Source organism: Variovorax sp. GW821-FHT10D07 (assembly GCF_059415325.1).
Window position 1 is genome coordinate 26,106 of sequence record NZ_JBWKMZ010000003.1, and the last position, 20,651, is coordinate 46,756.

Sequence of the window (20,651 nt, forward strand, 5' to 3'; positions counted from 1 at the left end):
GACTGCCATGACCGCCATGCGCATCGAACACGACGCCTTCGGCCCCGTCGAGATTCCGGCCGACCGCTACTGGGGCGCGCAGACGCAGCGCGCGCTGGGGGTCTTCGAGATCGGCGAGGAGCGTTTTCCCGCGGGCCTGATCCACGCCTTCGGCCTGCAGAAGATGGCCGCGGCGCGCGCCAACCTGCGCTGCGGCGCGCTCGACGCGGCCAAGGCGGCGCCGATCCTCGAGGCCGCCGCCGAGCTGCGCGACGGCCGCTTCGACGACCACTTTCCGCTCACCGTGTGGCAGACGGGCTCGGGCACGCAGACCAACATGAACGCGAACGAGGTCATCGCCAACCGCGCGAACGAACTGCTGGGGCAGCCGCTGGGCACCAAGTCGCCGGTGCATCCCAACGACCACGTCAACGCCTCGCAGTCGTCGAACGACAGCTTTCCGACCGTGATGCACATCGCGACCGCGCTCGAGCTGCGCGAGCGCCTGCGGCCCGCGCTGCAGTTGCTGCAGCAGCGCCTGCACGAGCGCAGCGAAGCCTTCGCGGACGTGCTGAAGATCGCGCGCACCCACCTGATGGACGCGGTGCCGATGACGCTGGGCCAGAGCTTCGACGCCTTCGCGCGCCAGGTCGGCCATGGCATCGACCGCATCGACGCCACCTTCGCGCGGCTGCAACTGCTGGCCCAGGGCGGCACCGCGGCGGGCACCGGGCTCAACGCGCCGCCGGGCTTCGATGCCGCCTTCTGCGAGGAACTGGGCGCGCTCAGCGGCATCGCCTTCGCGCCGAACCCCAGCAAGTTCGAAGGCATGGCCTCGCACGACGCGCTGGTGGAGGTGTCGGGCGCGCTCAACGTGCTCGCGACCTCGCTCGTGAAGATGGCCAACGACCTGCGGCTGCTGGGCTCGGGCCCGCGCTGCGGCCTGGGCGAGCTGCGCATTCCGGACGACGGGCTCACGAGCTCGATCATGCCGGGCAAGCGCAACCCGACCATTGCCGAGGTGGTGGTGCAGGCCGGGCTGCAGGCCATGGGCAACCACCTCACCATCACCATGGCGGGCGCCTCGGGCAACTTCGAGCTCAACGTGGCCAAGCCGCTGATCATCCAGAACCTGCTGCAATCGATCCGCGTGCTGGCCGATGCCTCGCGCGTGTTCGCCGAGCGGCTGGTGAAGGACATCGAGCCCGAGCGCGCGCGGCTCGCGGCGAACGTCGACAACGCCTTGCTGGCGGTGACGGCGCTGAACCCGGTGCTGGGCTACGACCGCGTGGCGCGCATCACGCACGAGGCGCTCGCGCGCGGCATCACGCCGCGGGCGGCGGCCATCGCCTTGCAGCTCATCGACGGCGACGCGTACGACCGGCTCGTCGATCCGGCGGCGATGGCCAGGCCCGCGGGCACCGCTGCGGCCTGAGGGACCCGGACGCGGGCCGGGGGTCCGCGAAACAGCAGGGTGAAAGAAAAAGTAAGGTGCAAACTCCGCAGCCGCGCCCCAGAATCCGGGGCGAAACGGCGGCGGAGTCCGCGCGGCGATGGCGCCCGGCCTCCATCCATTCCGAGGGCGGCGAGCAGGCGCCACGGATGCCGGTAGTTCCAGAACCCCTGACGGACGAGCACACCCATTCCCGCGAAGCCCCGCATGAATTCGAGGACCCGGACGGCCACTTCATTCATGGCGCCATGCCGGACGATGTTCGGGTTGCGGTGCGCCGCGATCCGCGCGGCGCTGGGATTCGCCTGGTTGCTGCTCGCGTGCCTGGCGCTGCCGAGCCATGCGCAGCCGGGGCCGCTGCGGCTCGATGCCGGCCTGAGCATGTTCGAGCGCAACCTCGACGGGCGTTCGCAGGCCTACTACGACGCCACCGGCCAGCTGACGCGCGAGCAGGTGGCGGCGTCGCCCTACCAGGAGCGATTCGAGACGCTGCCGGGCGCCCTCAACGGCGGCTACGCCCGGGGCGCGTGGTGGGTGCGCTTCCAGGTCCAGGCTTCGCCCGCGGAGGTCGAGCGCCCGCTCGAGAGCGGCTGGTGGTTGCGGCTCAATGCACCGTATGTCGACTACCTCGACGTGTGGTGGCCCGATGCCGGCGCCGGCGCGAGCGGTGGCTTCGCGCACCGCGCGCTGGGCGGGATGCGTGCCAGCGCCCAGCGCGAGATGCCCTGGTCGATCTCGGCCGTGCGCCTGCCCGCGCTGCCCGATACCGAGCCACGCTGGGTCTGGGTGCGCCTGGCGGGCGACCGCACCCTGAGCCTCGCCGGCGGTGTCTCGCCGCTGCGGGAACTGGCCACGGTGCAGCAGCGGCTCAACTACGCCGACGCGGCGGTCGTCGGCATGGCCCTGTTGATGGCGGTGGTCAGCCTGATGATGGGCATCGCGCTGCCGGACCGCCGCTTCATTGCCTATGCGGGCTACCTCGTCACGCTCGGCCTGCTGTTCGGGAGTTCGGAGGGCATGCCGGCATTCCTGTGGCTGCAGAACAGCCCCGTGGCCGCCGTTCGGCTGCACAACTTCTCGGTCTGCCTGCACACGGCGGCGGCGTTCGGCTTCGCCCGCGTGCTGCTCGACATGGAGCGGCAGTTCCCGCGCATGAACCGCGTGTTCCAGGTCATGACGCTGGTCTGCCTCGCGGCGTGCGCGGTGGCCATCGCCGGCGGCTACGGGCATGTCGCGCGGCCGCTGAACCTGGCGTGGGTGGTCTTCGCGGCCTGCGTGGTGCCGATGTGCGTCATGGCGCTGCGCCGGAACATCCAGGCCTGGCCGGGGCTGATCGGCTATGCGATCTACTTCCTGATGGGCTCGGTGCACTTCGCCAAGAACCTGCAGTGGCTGCCCTACACGCAGCTCACGCAGTACAGCTACGTGTTCGGCAGCATCCTGCACATCATGGCCTTCTTCTTCGCGCTGGGCTGGCGCGTGCGCCATCGCGAGCGGCGGGCGCTGTCGCTGTCGCTGCGGCATCGCGCGCGGCTCGCGCGGCGCGTGAACGAGCGCACGCGCGACCTGCGCCAGGAGATCGCCGAGCACCATCGCACCCACGACCAGCTGGCGCTGGCGTTGCGCGAGCAGCGCGGCCTGCTGGCCATGGTGTCGCACGAGTTCCGCACGCCGCTCGGCACCATCGGCGGCTCGGCGCAGATCCTCTCGGACGACCGGCTCGGGCTGGCGCGCGAGGAGGTCAAGAAGGAGGCCGAGAAGATCAGCCGCACGGTCTTTCGCATGCGCGACCTGGTCGACACCCTGCTGGCCGACGAATGGCTCGATGCCTCGAGCAACAACCTGAGCCTGGCGCCGATCGAGCTCGCGGTCTTCCTGCGCGAGAAGATCGAGGAACACAACGAGGGCGTCGCCGGCGGGCGCATCTCGCTGCAGCTCGACGCGCGCGAGCTGCCGGTGCTGGCGGACGAGACGTTGATGCACATCGCGATGGACAACCTGCTGACCAACGCCATCAAGTACGCGCCGCCGCATTCGCCGGTGCGCGTGCGCGCCGGCATCCGGCGCTGCCGTTCCGATGATTTTCCCGAGGGCGACGCGATACCGGGCGTCTGCATCCAGGTGTGCGATGAAGGCCCGGGCTTCATGCCGCAGGACCTGACGCACGTGTTCGAGCGCTTCTATCGCGCGGCCGGCGTGCGGCGCATTCCGGGCATCGGGCTGGGCCTGCACATGGTGCACCGCATCGCCACGGTTCACGGTGGCAGCGTGGTCGCATCCAACGGGCCCGGCGAGGGCGCCGTGCTGACGCTGACGCTGCCGCTGCTGGGCAGCGCCGAGCCGCCGGAAACCCGCCGTGCGATCGCGATGTCGATGGCCGACCCCGGAGGCGGCCGATGACCGCCGCCACCCGTGTGCTGGTCATCGAGGACGACGAGGACCTGCGCGACACGGTGCTGCGCTACCTGCGCGGCGTGGGCATGCTGGCCCATGGCGTGGACAGCGCCGAGAAGCTCGACGCGGAACTGGAGCGGCAGGATTTCGATGCCGTGGTGTGCGACGTCAACCTGCCGGGCGAGGACGGATTCAGCGTGCTGGCGCGGCTGCGATCGCGCAGCGCCATGCGCATCGTGATGCTGACCGCGCGCGGCATGCTGAACGACCGCCTGCATGGACTGGGACTGGGCGCCGACTACTACCTGGTCAAGCCGGTGAACCTGCGCGAGCTCGAGATGGTGCTCAACAACCTGCTGCAGCGCAGCCAGGAAACGCCGGGGCAGGGGACGCGCGAGCCCGGTGTCGCGGAGGCCGGCGAACTCGCCGTGCACGCGCCCTGGCGCTATCACTACACCACCTGGCTACTGCTGTCGCCCACCGGCCAGCGCGTGCAGTTGTCGAACGCGGAAGCGCGGCTGCTGCAATGCCTGATCGAGCAGCCGCGCGAAGTGGTGGACCGCGGCACGCTACTCGCGGCGATGGGGCGGCCCGGCCTCGAAGCCTACGAGCGCAACCTCGATGTCACGGTCTCGCGCCTGCGGCGCAAGGCCGAGCAGGCCAGCGGCGAGAAGCTGCCGATCGTCGCGGTGCGCGGCGAGGGCTACAGCTTCCAGGGGGATGCGCGCATCGAGCCTTGAGCCAGGCGAGTACCAAGGCATTCCTTTGTCGGCGAGGCCACGGTTTTCCGGAGGGATTTGCGGGCGCATTGCAAGAAAAAGTAAGGTGCAAATCGAATAGCGGAACTTGAGAATTTCGCTCGAAGCGGCAGCGCAGTGATGCCGCACATGCCATGCGCCTCCTCGCGACTGCATGGCAGGAGGAGACCCCATGAACAGCCATTCGACAGCCATCGCCCACGCGGCATCGGCTGCATTCGCTTCTGTCCGAAGCGCCTTCCGCACGCCGACCACGGAAGCGAGCCGTTCATGAACAGCGCCTACAAGACGATCTGGAATGCCGCCATCGGCGCCTGGGTGGCCGTCTCGGAAACCACGCGCGCGCGCGGCAAGCGCAGCACCAGCCAGCGTGCGGGCCGCGCGACACGTCTCGTGGGGCTGACCAGGATCGGCATGCTTCCGGCACTCGGGGTGTTCGGTGCGCTGCAGCTCGCGGGCGGTGCGGCCTGGGCCGCCTGCACGCCGGCCGCGCCGGGAGACGGCGCCTTCGTCAGCTGCACCGGCGCGCCGATCCTGCTGCCGCCCAATCCCAACAGCTTCCTGAGCAACGCGAACGGTCTCAACGTCACGGTGCAGGCCGGCACGGTCATGAGCACGCTGCCCGGCGGCACGGCGTTGAACTTGGGCGGCACCGGCATCACGCTCACCAACCTGGGTGCGATCGATGCCAATGCGGCGGGCTCGCTGGTGCTGGCGCGCGCGCTGTCGATCGGCAACCTGATCGCGCCCGGCAGCGGCGCGCTGGCGGTGAACAACCAGGGCAGCATCGAAGGCACCTACAACGGTACCTTCGGGCTGTCGGGCATCGCCATGCTGATCGCCAACGCCGGCCAGAGCACGATCGCCAACGCGGGCACGATCGGACTCGCCGCGCAGGGAGCCTTCGACCCGATCAATGGCATCGCGGTCGGCATCTACGGCGGCGGCAACGTCAACTTCACGAACACCGGCACCATCACGGGCCGGGTCGCGTTCCAGAGCCCGACCGCCGGCGGCAACCGCTTCGTCAATGCGGGCACCATCAATGGCAGCGTCGCGCTCGGCAGCGGCGAACGCGACGACACCTTCATCGCGGTCACCGGTTCGAGCATCAACGGGGGGCTGGGGCCGCTGCCCGGCGTCACGGTCCCGACGGCGGCGAACAGCTTGCTGGCCTACGCGGCCGCCGGCACGGTCGATGCGGGCGTGGGCGGCACCGACACGCTGGTGCTGCAGAACACCGTCAGCGGCCCGGGCTCGGGCAGCGGGGGCAGCGGCACGATCTCGTCGACCCAGTACCTCAACTTCGAGAACCTCCTGGTCAACAGCGGAACCTGGACCCTGCAGGGCCCGGTCGTCAGCGGCAGCGCCGTGCTCAACGGCGGTATCGCGATCTTCGACAGCGCGCTGTCCTTCGGCACCGGCACGCTGACCGGCAGCGGCGGCGCGATGCAGGCCTCGGTGGATGGCCTCGCGTTGGCGCAGAACGTGAACCTCACCAGCGGCCTGATCGTGCAGGGCGCCAACAGCTTCACGCTGGGCGGCACCGTCAGCGGCGGCGCCGGCCTCATCAAGAACGGCACCGGCACGCTCACGCTGAACGGCGTCAACACCTTCAGCGGCGGTTTCGCACTCAACGGCGGCGGCCTGACGCTGGGCAACGCGAGTGCGCTCGGCTCGGGCCTGTTCCTGGTGGGCGGCAATGTCGCTCTCAACACCTTCTTCACCGGCACGCTCAACAACCAGGTGCAGCTCAGCGGCGCGCTGACGCTCGACGGGACGGGCACGCTGACCTTCGGCGCGCCCATCTCGGGGGCCGGCAGCCTGAGGTCGAACGGCAACCTTGCACTGGCCGCCAGCAACACCTATGGCGGCGGCACGACGATGGGCGGCGGCAGGCTGGACGTGGGCAGCAACACGGCGCTCGGCACCGGCGACCTCACCATCGACGGCGCCTCCGTGCTGACCGGCGCGGCCGGCGTGACGCTCGCCAACAACGTGGTGCTCAACAACACGCTGAACTTCGGCGCGGCCGGCAGCGGCGGCGCGCTCACGCTCAATGGCACGATCAGCGGCGCCGGCGGCATCAGCCTGGCCGGCGCGCCGGGCGTCACGCTCAACGGTGCCAACACCTTCACCGGTGGCTTCAACCTCGGCGCCGGCACGCTCACCGTGGGCAACGACACGGCGCTGGGCCAGGCCGGCGTCACGGTCAGCGGCCCGAGCTCGCTCGAGGCGAACCAGGCGGTGAGCCTCGCCAACGACTTCCGCCTCAATGCGGCGCTCACCGTCGGCGGCAGCAACGACCTCGCGCTCAACGGTGCGATCACCGGCCTGCGCGCATTGACGAAGAACGGCACGGGCCGCCTCACGCTGGGCGGCGCGAACAACTTCTCGGGCGGCGTGAACCTGGAATCCGGCGCGCTGCGCGTGGGCACCGACACCTCGCTCGGCGGGGGCGACCTGACGGTGAGCGGCACGGCCGCGCTCGACGCGAGCGCGGCCGTGAACCTCGCGAACGACGTGGTGCTCAATGCGAACCTGAACGTCGATGGCGCGAACGACATCGCGCTGGGCGGTCAGATCACGGGCACCGGCGGCATCATCTACAGCGGCACCGGCACCTTGACGCTCGGCAAGGCCAACGGCTTCACCGGCGGCACCACGCTCAACAGCGGCACGCTGAGCCTCGGCGACGGCCTCGCGCTGGGGGGCGGCAAGCTCTCGGTGGCCGGCAACGCGAACCTGCGCAGCGGCGTGGCGAACATCGGGGTGAACAACGGCGTGACGCTGGGTGCCGGCGCCACGCTCGGCGTGGACGGCAGCAACCCGCTGACGCTGACCGGCACCATCGACGGCGACGGCGCGCTCGCGTTGTCCGGCACGGGCGCGGTGGGGCTGACCGGTGCCAACACCTACGGCGGCGGCACGACCGTCACGGGCACCACGCTGATCGTCGCCAACACCAGCGGCAGCGCCACCGGCAGCGGCGCGGTGCAGGTGCAGGGCGGCGGCACGCTCGGCGGCAGCGGCAGCATCGCGGGCACGGTGAACGTCGGCGAAGGCATCCTGTCGCCCGGTGCCGGTGCCGGCGGCGCGGGCACGCTGACCGTCGGCGGGCTGAACCTCGCGGCCGGCTCGACGCTGAACTACGAGCTCGGCCAGGCCGGCGTGGCGGGCGGGGCGCTCAACGACCTGATCAGCGTCAACGGCAACCTGCAGCTCGACGGCACGCTCAACGTGACGCAGTCGCAGGGCGGCAAGTTCGGCGCCGGCCTCTACCGGCTCATCGACTACACCGGCACGCTGACCGACAACGGCCTGGAGATCGGCACCGCGCCGACCGACGCGAAGAACCTGCAGGTGCAGACCGCGGTGGCGAACCAGATCAACCTGGTCAACAGCGAAGGCGTGGCGCTCACCTTGTGGGACGGCGGCGATCCGGCGAACTTCAACGACGGCAAGATCGCGGGCGGCAGCGGCACCTGGCGGTCGGGCGGCTCGACCTCGAGCTGGACCGGCGTCGACGGCAAGCTCAACGCCGGCTGGCAGCAGGATGGCGTGGCCATCTTCAGCGGCCAGGCCGGCATCGTCACGGTCGACACCCAGGGCGGGGCGAAGCCGGTGGGCATCGGCGGCGCGCAGTTCGCGGTCGACGGCTACACAGTCAACGGCGATGCGCTCACGATCGGCGCGCCGGCCACGGTGGTGCGCGTGGGCGACGGCACCGCGGCGGGTGCGGGCATGACCGCGACCATCGCTTCCGAGATCGCCGGCGCGGGCGGCCTGGTCAAGGACGACCTGGGCACGCTGGTGCTGGACGGCAGCAACAGCTACAGCGGCGGCACCACCGTCAAGGGCGGCATCCTGCAGATCGCATCGGACGCCAACCTCGGCGCGGTCGGGGGCGGCCTCGCGCTCGAAGGCGCCACCTTGCACGTGACGGGCGACACGGCCAGCAAGCGCGCCGTGAGCCTGGGCACGGGGGTCAACAGCTTCGACATCGACCAGACCGTCGCGCTGGACGGCACGGTCAGCGGCGCGGGCAGCCTGCGCAAGATCGGCACGGGCACCTTGCAGCTCGGTGCAGCCAATGCATACGCGGGCGGCACCGACGTGGCCGCGGGCGCGGTCGAGGCACTGGTCACGGGCGCGCTCGGCAGCGGCCCGGTGTCCGTGGCGGACAACGCCTCGCTGGCCTTCACCAACACGGCCGAAGCGGGCGCGCTCGCGATCACCGTGGCCGCGCGCGGTGGCGCGCCGGGCGACAACGGCGGCTTCGTCGCGTTCCGCGACAGCAGCTCGGCCGGCAACGCGAGCATCACGGTGAACCAGGGCGCCTCGGTCGAGTTCCGCGACAGCTCGAGCGCGGGCAATGCGGTGATCGAGAACCGCGGCGGCTCGACCACGCTGTGGTTCAACGCGAATGGCGGCAAGGCGCAGATCACGAACTTCGCCGGCGGGCTGGTCAACCTGCTCGACGACGCGAGTGCCGGGCAGGCGCGCCTGGTCAATGGGAACGGCGGTGTGATCGACATCGCCGACCGTGCGAGCGCGGACCAGGCGACGGTGGTGAACGACGCGGGGGCGCTGCTGCGCATCAGCAAGCTCACTACGGCGGGTGTGGGCATCGGCTCGCTCGAGGGCGCGGGTGACGTGCAGCTGGGGGCCAAGGCGTTGACCACCGGCGGGTTGAACACGAGCACCACGCTGTCGGGCACGATCAGCGGCAACGGTGGGTCGGTCGTGAAGGTCGGCAGCGGCACGCTCGGCTTGAACGGTGCCAATACCTACACCGGTGGCACGACGGTGGCGGGCGGCACGCTGGCCGCGAACAACGCGAGCGGCAGCGCCACCGGCACCGGCGGCGTGCAGGTGCAGTCGGGCGCCACGCTCGCGGGCTCCGGCAGCATCGCGGGCACGGTCACGGTCGCCGACGGCGGCGTGCTGTCGGCCGGTAATGCGGGTGTGGCGGGCGGCGTCGGCACACTCACGCTCGGTGGCCTGAACCTCGCGGCCGGCTCCGTGCTGAACTACGAGCTCGGCCAGGCCGGCGTGGCGGGCGGCGCGCTCAACGACCTGATCAGCGTCAACGGCAACCTGCAGCTCGACGGCACGCTCAACATCGCGCAGTCCGCGGGCGGCAAGTTCGGCGCCGGCCTCTATCGCCTCATCGACTACACCGGCACGCTGATCGACAACGGGCTGGAGATCGGCACGGCGCCGACCGACGCGAAGAACCTGCAGGTGCAGACCGCGGTGGCGAACCAGGTCAACCTGGTTAACAGCGAAGGCGTGACGCTCACCTTGTGGGACGGCAGCACGCCCGCGAACTTCAACGACGGCAAGGTCGCGGGCGGCAGCGGCACCTGGCGCGCGGGTGGCTCCAGCTCGAGCTGGACCGGCATCGACGGCAAGCTCAACGGCGGCTGGCAGCAGGACGGCGTGGCCGTCTTCAGCGGCCAGGCCGGCACCGTCACGGTCGACACGCAGGTCGGTGCGAATCCGGTGCGCCTCGGCGGCGCGCAGTTCGCGGTGAGCGGCTACACGATCAACGGCGATGCGCTCACGATCACCGCACCCCAGACGGTGGTGCGCGTGGGCGACGGCACCAACGCGGGCGCGGGCATGACGGCGACCATCGCGTCCGCGCTGACCGGCACTGGCGGCCTGGTGAAGGAAGACCTCGGCACGCTGGTGCTCGACAGCGTCAACAGCTACAGCGGCGGCACCACCATCAAGGGCGGCGTGCTGCAGATCGCTTCCGACGGCAACCTCGGCGCGGAGACGGGCGGCCTCGCGCTCGAGGACGGCGCCACGCTGCACGTGACCGGCGGCGCTTCGGGCACGCGGGCCGTGAGCCTGGGCGCGGGTGTGGCCACCTTCGAGGTGGTCCCGGTCGAGACCCTGAGCCTCGGGGGCAAGGTCAGCGGCGCGGGCCGCCTGCGCAAGACCGGCGCGGGGCTGCTGCAGCTCATCGCGGCCAACGACTACACGGGTGGCACCGAGATCGCGCAGGGCAGGATCAATGCGACGGGGACGGGCGCGCTCGGCAGCGGGCCGGTGTCGGTGGCGGGCAATGCCATGCTGGTCTTCGCCAACACGGCCGAGGCGGGCAAGCTCGCGATCACCGCGGCCGCGAGTGGCGGCGCGCCGGCCGACAAGGGCGGCTTCGTGCAGTTCATCAACGGCAGCTCGGCCGGCGAAGCGACCCTGGTGGCGAACCAGGGCGCCTCGATCGAATTTCGCAACACCTCGAGCGCGGGCAAGGCCGTGATCGAGAACCGCGGTGGCTCGACCGACTTCCGGCTCAATGCCAGCGCGGGCCAGGCGCAGATCACCAACCTCGCGGGTGGCCGCATCCGCCTGTTCGACGACGCGAGCGCGGGGCAGGCACGGCTGGTCAACGAAAGCGGCGGGCTGATCGACTTCTTCGACCGCGCGAGCGCCGACCAGGCCACGGTGGTCAACAACGCGGGCGCGAAGCTCGATATCGGCAGCCTCGTCAATGCGGGCACCAGCGTCGGTGCGCTCGACGGCGCGGGCGACGTGCTGCTGGGCGCGAAGGCGCTGACCACGGGTGGGCTCAACACCAGCACCACCCTGTCGGGCACGATCAGCGGAACCGGTGGCTCGGTCGTCAAGGTGGGCAGCGGAACGCTGGCGCTCACCGGGGCCAGCAGCTACACCGGTGGCACCACGGTGGCGGCCGGCACGCTGGCCGCGAACAACGCGAGCGGCAGCGCGACCGGCACGGGCGCCGTGCAGGTGCAGGGCGGCGCCACGCTCGCGGGCACCGGCAGCATCGCGGGCGCGGTCACGGTGGCCAAGGGCGGCACCCTGTCGGCGGGCAATGGCGGCGTCGGCACCCTGAGCGTCGGCGCGCTGAGCCTGGATGCCGGCTCGACGCTCAACTACGAGCTGGGCCAGGCCGGCGTGGCCGGCGGCTCGCTCAACGACCTGATCAACGTCAACGGCAACCTGCAGCTCGACGGCACGCTCAACGTGGCCGAGAGCGCGGGCGGCAAGTTCGGCGCGGGGCTGTACCGCCTGATCAACTACACGGGCACGCTGACCGACAACGGGCTGGACATCGGCACGGCGCCGACGGGCAAGCTCTCGGTGCAGACCTCGGTGGCGAACCAGGTCAACCTGCTCAACAGCGACGGCCTGGTGCTGAACCTCTGGGACGGCGGCAACAGCGCCAACTTCAACGACGGCAAGATCGCGGGCGGCGCGGGCACCTGGCGCGCGGGCGCGCCCGGTGACAACTGGACCGATGCCAACGGGCTGGCCAACGGCACCTGGGTGCAGGACGGCTTCGCGATCTTCGGCGGCCAGGCCGGCACCGTCACGGTGGACAACAAGGGCGCGGGCGGTGCGGTGCGCCTGGGCGGCGCGCAGTTCGCGGTCGACGGCTACACGATCAACGGCGACCCGCTCACCATCAGCGCCCCGCAGACGGTGGTGCGCGTGGGCGACGGCTCCAGCGCGAGCGCGGGCATGACCGCGACCATCGCGGCGTCGATCGGCGGCGCGGGCGGCCTCGTGAAGGACGACGGCGGCACGCTGGTGCTGACCGGCAACAACAGCTATGCGGGCGGCACCACGGTCAAGGGCGGCATCCTGCAGATCTCGGCCGACAACAACCTCGGTGCGTTCGGCAAGGGCCTGGCGCTCGATGGCGGCACCTTGCGCATCGCGACCGGCTCCGCGCCGTTCTTCGCCTCGCGCGCGCTCGCGCTCGGCGCGGGCGGCGGCACCATCGACCTGGGCAACAGCGTCTTCGGCGTGGGCGGTCTCATCAGCGGCAACGGGCTGCTCACCGTGACCGGCAAGGGCGGCACCCTGGGCCTGGTGGCGGCCAACAGCTACAGCGGCGGCACGCTGCTGCAGGACGGCGCGAGCATCACCACCACCGCCAGCGGCGTGCTCGGCAGCGGCGCGGTGCGCCAGCAGGGCAATAGCACCACGCTGCTCTACACCGACAAGGCGAGCGCGGGCGGCAACGACTACACCGTGGGCCGCGCCGCGAGCGCGGACAGCGGCAACATGCTGGCCTTCGCGCAGAACGCCACGGCCGCGAGCTCGAAGATCACGCTCAACGGCGCGGGCTGGCAGACAGCGGGCGTGAACTCGGTGCAGTTCAGCGGCAACACCAGCGCGGGCACGTCGACCATCGCCAACGCGGGCGGGTCGGTCTACTTCTTCCAGGATGCCAGCGCCGGCAGCGCGACCATCGCCAACGGCGGCAAGAGCCAGCTGAGCTTCGGCGGCAACGCCACGGCCGGCGGCGCGCAGATCGGCAATGCATCGGGCGGCCTGGTGCGCTTCGCCGACAACAGCTCGGGCACGGGTGCCACGGTCGCCAATGCCGCGGGCGGCGTGGTCGATGTCTCGGGCTCGACCGCCAAGACCGGTGTCGAACTCGGTTCGCTCTCGGGCGCGGGCGCTGTCGTTCTCGGCGCCACGCGGCTCACCGTGGGCGGGCTGAACACCAGCGACACGCTGTCGGGAACCGTCGGCGACAAGGGCAGTGTCTTCGTGCAGCCGGGTTCGGGCACGGGCGGTTCGATCGTCAAGGTCGGCAGCGGCACGCTCACGCTGAGTGGCGCGAACAGCTATACCGGCGGCACGACGGTGGCGGGTGGCACGCTCGCCGTGAACAACGCCAGCGGCAGCGCCACGGGCACGGGCGCCGTGCTGGTGCAAGGCGGCGCGACGCTCGCGGGCAGCGGCGGCATCGCGGGCGCGGTGAGCATTGCCAAGGGCGGCGTGCTGTCGGCGGGCAATGGGGGCCCCGGCACCTTGACGCTCGGCAGCCTGAGCCTGGCCGATGGCGCGGCGCTGAACTACCAGCTCGGCCAGGCCAACACCGTCGGCGGTCCGCTCAACGACCTCGTCAACGTCAACGGCAACCTGCAGCTCGACGGCACGCTCAACGTGGCGCAGTCCGCGGGCGGCAGCTTCGGCGCGGGCCTGTACCGGCTCATCAGCTACACGGGCAGCCTGACCGACAACGGCCTGGACATCGGCACCGCACCCGGCGCCAAGACCGACCTGCAGGTACAGACCTCGGTGGCGCAGCAGGTCAACCTGATCAACCGCGCGGGGCTGTCGCTGAACTTCTGGGATGGCGGCGACGCGAGCAAGTACAACGACGGCCAGGTGGCCGGCGGCTCGGGCACCTGGCGTGTCGGGATTCCGGGCGACGGCTGGACCGGTGTCGACGGCAAGATCAATGCGGCCTGGGCGCAAGGCCAGTTCGCGGTGTTCGGCGGCACTGCCGGCACTGTCACGGTCAATGACGCGGGCGGCACGGTGCGCATTACCGGCGCGCAGTTCGCCACCGACGGCTACCGCGTGCAGGGCGATGCGATCGAGCTCGGCAATGCCGCGACCAGCGTGCGCGTGGGCGACGGCACCGCGGCCGGCGCGGGCATGACGGCGACCATCGCGTCCTCGCTGACCGGCACGGGCGGCCTGGTCAAGGAAGACCAGGGCACCCTGGTGCTCGATGGCAGCAACAGCTACAGCGGCGGCACCACCGTCAAGGGTGGCATTCTGCAGATCGCTTCGGACGCCAACCTCGGCGCGGCCACGGGTGGCCTCGCGCTCGAGGGCACCACCCTGCACGTGACCGGCGACAGCACCGGGACGCGCGCCGTGAGCCTGGGGGCGGGTGTCAACAGCTTCGACATCGACCGGACCGTCGCGCTCAACGGCACCGTGAGCGGCGCGGGCAGCCTGCGCAAGATCGGCGCGGGCATCTTGCAGCTCGGTGCGGCCAATGCATACGCCGGCGGCACCGACGTTGCCGCGGGCGCGGTCGAGGCACTGGTCACGGGCGCACTGGGCAGCGGCCCGGTGTCCGTGGCGGACAACGCCTCGCTGGCCTTCACCCACACGGCCGAAGCGGGCGCGCTCGCGATCACGGTGGCCGCACGCGGCAAGGCACAGACCGACAACGGCGGCTTCGTCGCGTTCCGCGACAGCAGCTCGGCCGGCAACGCGAGCATCACGGTGAACCAGGGCGCCTCGGTCGAGTTCCGCGACAGCTCGAGCGCGGGCAATGCGGTGATCGAGAACCGCGGCGGCTCGACCACGCTGTGGTTCAACGCGAATGGCGGCAAGGCACAGATCACGAACTTCGCCGGTGGACAGGTCAACCTGCTCGACGACGCGAGCGCCGGGCAGGCGCGCCTGGTCAACGAGAGCGGTGGGGTGATCGATTTCGCCGACCGCGCGAGTGCGGACCAGGCGACGGTGGTGAACAACGCGGGGGCGCTGCTGCGCATCAGCAAGCTCACTACGGCGGGTGTGAGCATCGGCTCGCTCGAGGGCGCGGGTGACGTGCAGCTGGGCGCGAAGGCGCTGACCACGGGTGGCCTGAACACGAGCACCACGCTGTCGGGCACGATCAGCGGCAACGGTGGGGCGGTCGTGAAGGTCGGCAGCGGCACGCTCGGCCTGAACGGTGCCAATACCTACACCGGTGGCACCACGGTGGCGGGCGGCACGCTGGCCGTGACCAACATGAGTGGCAGCGCGACCGGCACCGGCGCCGTGCAAGTGCAGGGCGGCGCAACGCTCGCAGGCAATGGCAGCGTGGGGGGGGCGGTGAGCATCGCCAAGGGCGGTGTGCTGTCGGCTGGCAATGCAGGCGTCGGCACGCTCACGCTCGGCAGCCTGAGCCTCGCCGATGGTGCGGTGCTCAACTACGACCTCGGTCAAGCGAACACCGTGGGCGGCGCGCTCAACGACCGCGTCCAGGTCAACGGCAATCTGCAGCTCGACGGCACGCTCAACGTGGCGCAATCGAAGGGCGGCGTGTTCGGCGCGGGCATCTACCGCTTGATCGACTACACCGGCAGCCTGACGGACAACGGCCTGGACATCGGCAGTGCGCCGATCGCGGCGAAGGATCTGCAGGTGCAGACCTCGGTGGCGCAGCAAGTCAATCTCGTGAATCGCACGGGCCTGTCGCTGAACTTCTGGGACGGCGGCGACAACACGAAGTACAACGACGGCAAGGTCGCGGGCGGCACGGGCACCTGGCGTGTGGGCGTGCCCGGAGACGGCTGGACTGGTGCCGACGGCAAGATCAACGCGGCCTGGGCGCAGGACCAGTTCGCGGTGTTCAGCGGCACGGGTGGCACGGTCACGGTCAGCAACGCGGGCGGCACGGTGCGCATCAACGGCGCGCAGTTCGCGGCCGATGGCTATGTGCTGCAAGGCGATGCGATCGAGCTCGGTGCTTCGGGGTCGGTGGTGCGCGTGGGCGATGGGTCGGGCAATGACGTCGATCGCACGGCCACGGTCAACGTCGCGCTGACCGGCGCGGGCGGTCTGGTGAAGGACGACGTGGGTCGCCTGATCCTCGGAGGCACCAACACCTACACGGGCGGCACGACCGTGAAGGCCGGCGTTCTGCAAGGCAACACGGCGAGCCTGCAAGGCGGCATCGTCAACGACGCCGAAGTCGTGTTCGATCAAGCCAAGACCGGCAGCTACGCGGGCACGATGAGCGGCAGCGGCAAGCTGCGCAAGATCGGCACGGGCACGTTGACCCTGACCAGCGCGAACAGCTACGCGGGCGGCACCTTCGTCGACGCGGGCACGCTGGCCACCGACGTGACCGGCGCCCTCGGCAGCGGAGCGGCGAGCGTGGCTTCGGGCGCCACCCTGCAGTTCGGCGGCAAGGCGGACCTGGGAAGCCTGTCGGTCGCCAACAGCGGCACGGTACGCCTGCAAGGCAACGCGAGCGCGGGCAGCGCCAGCCTCGTCAACGCCCCGGGCGCCGTGCTGGCCTTCGCGGACGGCGCGACGGCCGACAAGGCCACGGTGAGCAACGCGGCCGGTGCGCAGGTGCGCATCGACCAGGCCACGACGGGCGTGAGCATCGGCACCCTCGGTGGTGCGGGCGACATCGCGCTGGGCGCGAAGGCGCTCACGCTCGGTGGATTGAATGCCAACAGCACGCTGTCGGGCACGATCGGCGGTACGGGTGGCTCGCTCGTCAAGGTGGGGACTGGCACGCTGACGGTCACGGGCGCCAACACCTACACCGGCGGCACCACCGTCGGTGCGGGCACGCTGAGCGTGAACAACAAGAGCGGCAGTGCGACGGGTACGGGTGCCGTGCAGGTGCAAGCGGGCGCGACGCTCGCTGGCAGCGGCAGCATCGCGGGCGCGGTGACCATCGACAAGGGCGGCATCCTTGCGGCGGGTAACAGCCCCGGCACGTTGACCCTGGGAGCACTGACCCTGGCTGGCGGCTCCACGCTCAACTACGAACTTGGCCAGGCCGGCGTTCCCGGCGGCGCGCTCAACGACCTGATCAACGTGACGGGCAACCTGAACCTCGACGGCACGCTGAACATCGCGCAGTCCGCAGGCGGCAGCTTCGGGCCCGGCTTGTATCGCTTGATGAGCTACGGCGGCAGCTTCACCGACAACGGCCTGGACATCGGCACCGTGCCGGGCTCGGCCAAGACGGTCGACCTGCAGGTGCAGACCTCGGTGGCGAACCAGGTCAACCTGGTGAACCGCGCGGGCCTGTCGCTGAACTTCTGGGATGGCGGCGACAGCACCAAGTACAACGACGGCCAGGTGGCCGGCGGCAGCGGCACCTGGCGCGTGGGCAACCCGCAGCCCTCGATGGATGCCTGGACCGACATGGACGGCAAGCTCAACGCCAACTGGGCACAGAACCAGTTCGCGGTGTTCGGTGGCAAGGCCGGCACCGTGACGGTCGATGCAGCAGGCGGTGCTGTGCGCATCGCCGGTGCGCAGTTCGCCACCGATGGCTACGTGGTGCAGGGCGACGGCATCGTGGTGGACAACGCGAACTCGGTGATCCGTGTGGGCGACGGCACCGCTGCCGGTGCGACCATGACCGCGACCCTCAATGTGGCGCTCAGCGGCACGGGCGGCATCTCGAAGGAGGACGCCGGCCGGTTGATCCTGGGCGGTGCGAACACCTACACGGGTGGCACGACGGTGAAGGGTGGCGTGCTGCAGGGCAGTGCGACGAGTCTGCAGGGCAATATCGTCAACAACGCGGAGGTCGCGTTCGACCAAAGCAAGACTGCCGGGACCTATGCGGGCGTGATGAGCGGTACGGGCAAGCTGCGCAAGATCGGCACGGGCACGCTGACCTTGAGCAGCGCCAACAGCTACAGCGGCGGCACGCTGGTGGATGCGGGCACGCTGACGACCGACACTACGGGTGCGTTGGGAACTGGTCCTGCCAGCATTGCTTCGGGTGCCACGCTGCAGTTCGGTGGCAAGGCTGATGCGGGCAAGCTCGCGATCGCCAACGCGGGCACCTTGCGTCTGCAGGACACCGCGAGTGCCGCGGGCGCCACGGTGACCAATGCAGCGGGCGGCCAGGTGCGCATCGATCTGACGACCACTGGGACGAGCATCGGCTCGCTTGGCGGCGCAGGCGATGTGGTGCTCGGTACCAAGGCGCTGACCACGGGTGCCATCGGCGGCGACAGCACGATCTCGGGTGCCATCACAGGTACGACGGGCTCACTTGTGAAGGTCGGCGCGGGAACGCTCACGTTCGCAGGCACTGCCAACTATGCAGGCGAGACCCGCGTGACCGGCGGCACCTTGAAGGCCGGCGCCACCAACGCCTTCAGCGCAGCATCGAGCGCTGTAGTGGCCAGCGGCGCCACCCTCGACCTCGGCGGCTTCAGCCAGAAGATGGCCGGCCTGACCAATGCCGGCACGGTCTCCCTGCTCGGCACGGTCCCCGGCACCACGCTCACCTTGACCGGCCCCTACGTCGGCAACAACGGCGTGCTGCGCCTCGGTGCGAAGCTCGACAACCCAGGCATCGCCGACCGCCTCGTGCTCGACGGCGCATCGGCCAGCGCGAGCGGCAAGACCACGGTGCAGGTCACCAACCTCGGCGGCCTGGGCGCACGCACCAGCGGCGCGGGCATCGAGCTGATCAGCGCCAAGAACGGTGCGATCACCACCGCGCAAAGCAGCAAGGATGCCTTCGTGCTCTCGGGCGGCCGTGTCGACGCCGGTGCCTACGAGTACCGCCTGTACGCGGGCGATGCGGGCGGCGAGGGCGAGAACTGGTACCTGCGCACCGAAGCCGAACCGGGCGCCTCGCTGCCAACTTACCGCGCCGAAGCTTCTCTCTTCGCGGCACTTCCGAACCAGCTTCGCCAAAGCAACCTCGGCATGCTCGCCAGCCTGAGCCAGCGCATCGGCGACGACGACGTGCGCGGCAGCGGCGGCGCGAGCACGAGCGTGGATGGCAGCAACCGTCGCGCCTGGGGCCGGTTGATCTCCACCGACATGGACATCCGCCAGGGCGGCACCGTCTCGCCGCATGCCGAGGGCCGCGTGAGCGGGCTGCAGGCCGGCACCGACCTGTGGGCCAACCCGAACTGGCGCGCCGGCATCTACGTGGGCCAGCTCGAGGGCGATACGCGTGTCAGCGGCTTCAGCAGCGGCCTCCTGAACGGCGCAGCAGGCCGCAACGACCTGCGCAGCCAGTACCTGGGCCTGTACGGCACGTTCACGAGCGACGACGGCTTCTATGCAGACACGGTGCTGCAGGCCGGCCGTCATCGCTACACGGTGCAACCGCAACTGAGCGCGGGCGTCACGGGCAAGGGCAACAGCTTCCTGGCCTCGATCGAGGTCGGCAAGGCCTTCGCGCTCGGCACGGGTGGCTGGTCGGTGGAGCCGCAACTGCAGCTGATCCATCAGCGCCTGCGGCTGGACGACGTGGCGATCCCCGGTGCGCTGGTGCAGCAGGACGCGGACAGCAGCTGGACCGCGCGTGCGGGCGTGCGCATCAAGGGCAGCTTCGCAACGAGTGCCGGCACGCTGCAGCCCTATGCGCGCCTGAACGTCTACCGCAGCTCGAAGGGCAACGACGTCGCCCGCTTCGTGAACCCGGCGGCGATCACGCCGGTGGGTGCGCCGATCGGCGGCACGAGCACCGAGCTGGCCGCGGGCTTCACGCTGGCGCTGAGCCAGCGCACGAGCCTGTATGGCGAACTGGGCAAGCAGTGGGCCTCGGGCGGTGTGGCACGCGTGGGCAGTTCGGTCAATGCAGGGGTAGGCGTTCGCGTGAAGTGGTGAGATTTCAGTCCGTAGGCTTCCCGCCCTGGGCCTCGGCCCGTGCGGGAATCGCCTCGGTCCACACCGCGATGTCCTCGGGCGTCATCGTGCTCGCGGGCGTGAGGCGCCCGTCGACATAGCCGAGCCGCTCGATGTCGTGCAGGAACTGCTCGCGCGAGAGCAGGGTGCCGGCGCACACGTTGTCCCCCGGGGCCTCCGTCGCGCGCAGCTCGCCGGCCAGGCGGCCCATCAGCATCGTCATCACCCAGCCGGGCACGTGGTCGCGCTCGGCGGGATAGATGTAGCCGAACAGCGTCAGGTGCGCGAGCAGCACGCGCCAGTGCGCGCCGAAGCGCTCCAGCAGCCCGGGCCAGTCGAGCCGCTGCGCGTTGACCTGCAGCAGGTGCGCGATGTCGCCGCCGTCGTAACGCTCGCGCTCCATGATGAAGGCCTTCGACACCAGGCAGTCCTCCACGTTGGCGACGCAGACGGAAACGCCGAGCACGTCGGCGCGGCAGTTGCCATGGAACCAGCGCGCGTCCACCGGCATGAGGCCGTTGCCCGAATTGAAGATCAGGTCGATGAACTCCTGGCCGTCGTAGACCTTGCCGAGCCAGTGCGGAAAGGTCATTTCGGTGCGCCAGCCATGCGCGAGCGCGACCTGCGCGATGCGCTCGTAGTCCTCGCGGCGGATGAAGAGGTCGAGGTCCTTGGTCGAGCGGCGGATGCCGGTGTAGCAGGCCTGCGCGAACGCGCCGCCGACGAGGAACGGAATGCCGGCCTCGTCGAGCGCGCGCAGCGCGCGCCGGTAGAAATCGGCCACCCGCGGCTCGACTTCGTCTTCGAGCGAGGGCGCGAGCATGGTGGAGGGCGTCATGCACGCAGTGAATGCCGCCGCGCCGACGACGGGGCAGGGGCAAAGGGCCCCATCGAATGTCAGACGGGCGCCTACAAGCGCAGCGGGATGA

5 protein-coding genes are annotated in these 20,651 nt (G+C 70.6%); 4 read left to right on the top strand and 1 reads right to left on the bottom strand.

Annotated features, from left to right (window positions below; genetic code table 11):
• Window positions 1-7 precede the first annotated feature (7 nt).
• The 4 genes from AC07PU_RS10685 to AC07PU_RS10700 all read left to right on the top strand — a co-directional run bounded on the left by AC07PU_RS10685 (window position 8) and on the right by AC07PU_RS10700 (window position 19,704).
• Window positions 8-1,414: a class II fumarate hydratase gene (locus AC07PU_RS10685; protein WP_495317340.1), complete on the top strand. Its 1,407-nt coding sequence runs from the start codon at window positions 8-10 to the stop codon at window positions 1,412-1,414.
• A gap of 276 nt (window positions 1,415-1,690) precedes the next feature.
• Window positions 1,691-3,832: a sensor histidine kinase gene (locus tag AC07PU_RS10690; protein ID WP_495317342.1), complete on the top strand. Its 2,142-nt coding sequence runs from the start codon at window positions 1,691-1,693 to the stop codon at window positions 3,830-3,832.
• Window positions 3,829-4,566, top strand: a complete 738-nt coding sequence (locus tag AC07PU_RS10695) for a response regulator transcription factor (RefSeq protein ID WP_208510620.1) — start codon at window positions 3,829-3,831, stop codon at window positions 4,564-4,566. Before AC07PU_RS10690 ends, AC07PU_RS10695 begins: the two co-directional genes overlap by 4 nt.
• 288 nt (window positions 4,567-4,854) lie before the next feature.
• The gene (locus AC07PU_RS10700) at window positions 4,855-19,704 is read left to right on the top strand and encodes an autotransporter-associated beta strand repeat-containing protein (RefSeq protein WP_495317344.1); all 14,850 of its coding nucleotides are present in this window, start codon (window positions 4,855-4,857) and stop codon (window positions 19,702-19,704) included.
• A gap of 4 nt (window positions 19,705-19,708) precedes the next feature.
• On the opposite strand, the gene AC07PU_RS10705 is transcribed toward AC07PU_RS10700, so the two are convergent.
• Complete coding sequence (locus AC07PU_RS10705) at window positions 19,709-20,560, bottom strand: nucleotidyltransferase (protein WP_495317346.1); 852 nt, start codon at window positions 20,558-20,560, stop codon at window positions 19,709-19,711.
• Window positions 20,561-20,651: the final 91 nt, after the last annotated feature.

Bases quoted from the DNA above. Each gene is read 5' to 3' on its own strand.
- AC07PU_RS10685 (WP_495317340.1), top strand. From the start codon at position 8: ATGACCGCCATGCGCATCGAACACGACGCCTTCGGCCCCGTCGAGATT.
- AC07PU_RS10690 (WP_495317342.1), top strand. From the start codon at position 1,691: ATGTTCGGGTTGCGGTGCGCCGCGATCCGCGCGGCGCTGGGATTCGCC.
- AC07PU_RS10695 (WP_208510620.1), top strand. From the start codon at position 3,829: ATGACCGCCGCCACCCGTGTGCTGGTCATCGAGGACGACGAGGACCTG.
- AC07PU_RS10700 (WP_495317344.1), top strand. From the start codon at position 4,855: ATGAACAGCGCCTACAAGACGATCTGGAATGCCGCCATCGGCGCCTGG.
- AC07PU_RS10705 (WP_495317346.1), bottom strand. From the start codon at position 20,560: ATGACGCCCTCCACCATGCTCGCGCCCTCGCTCGAAGACGAAGTCGAG.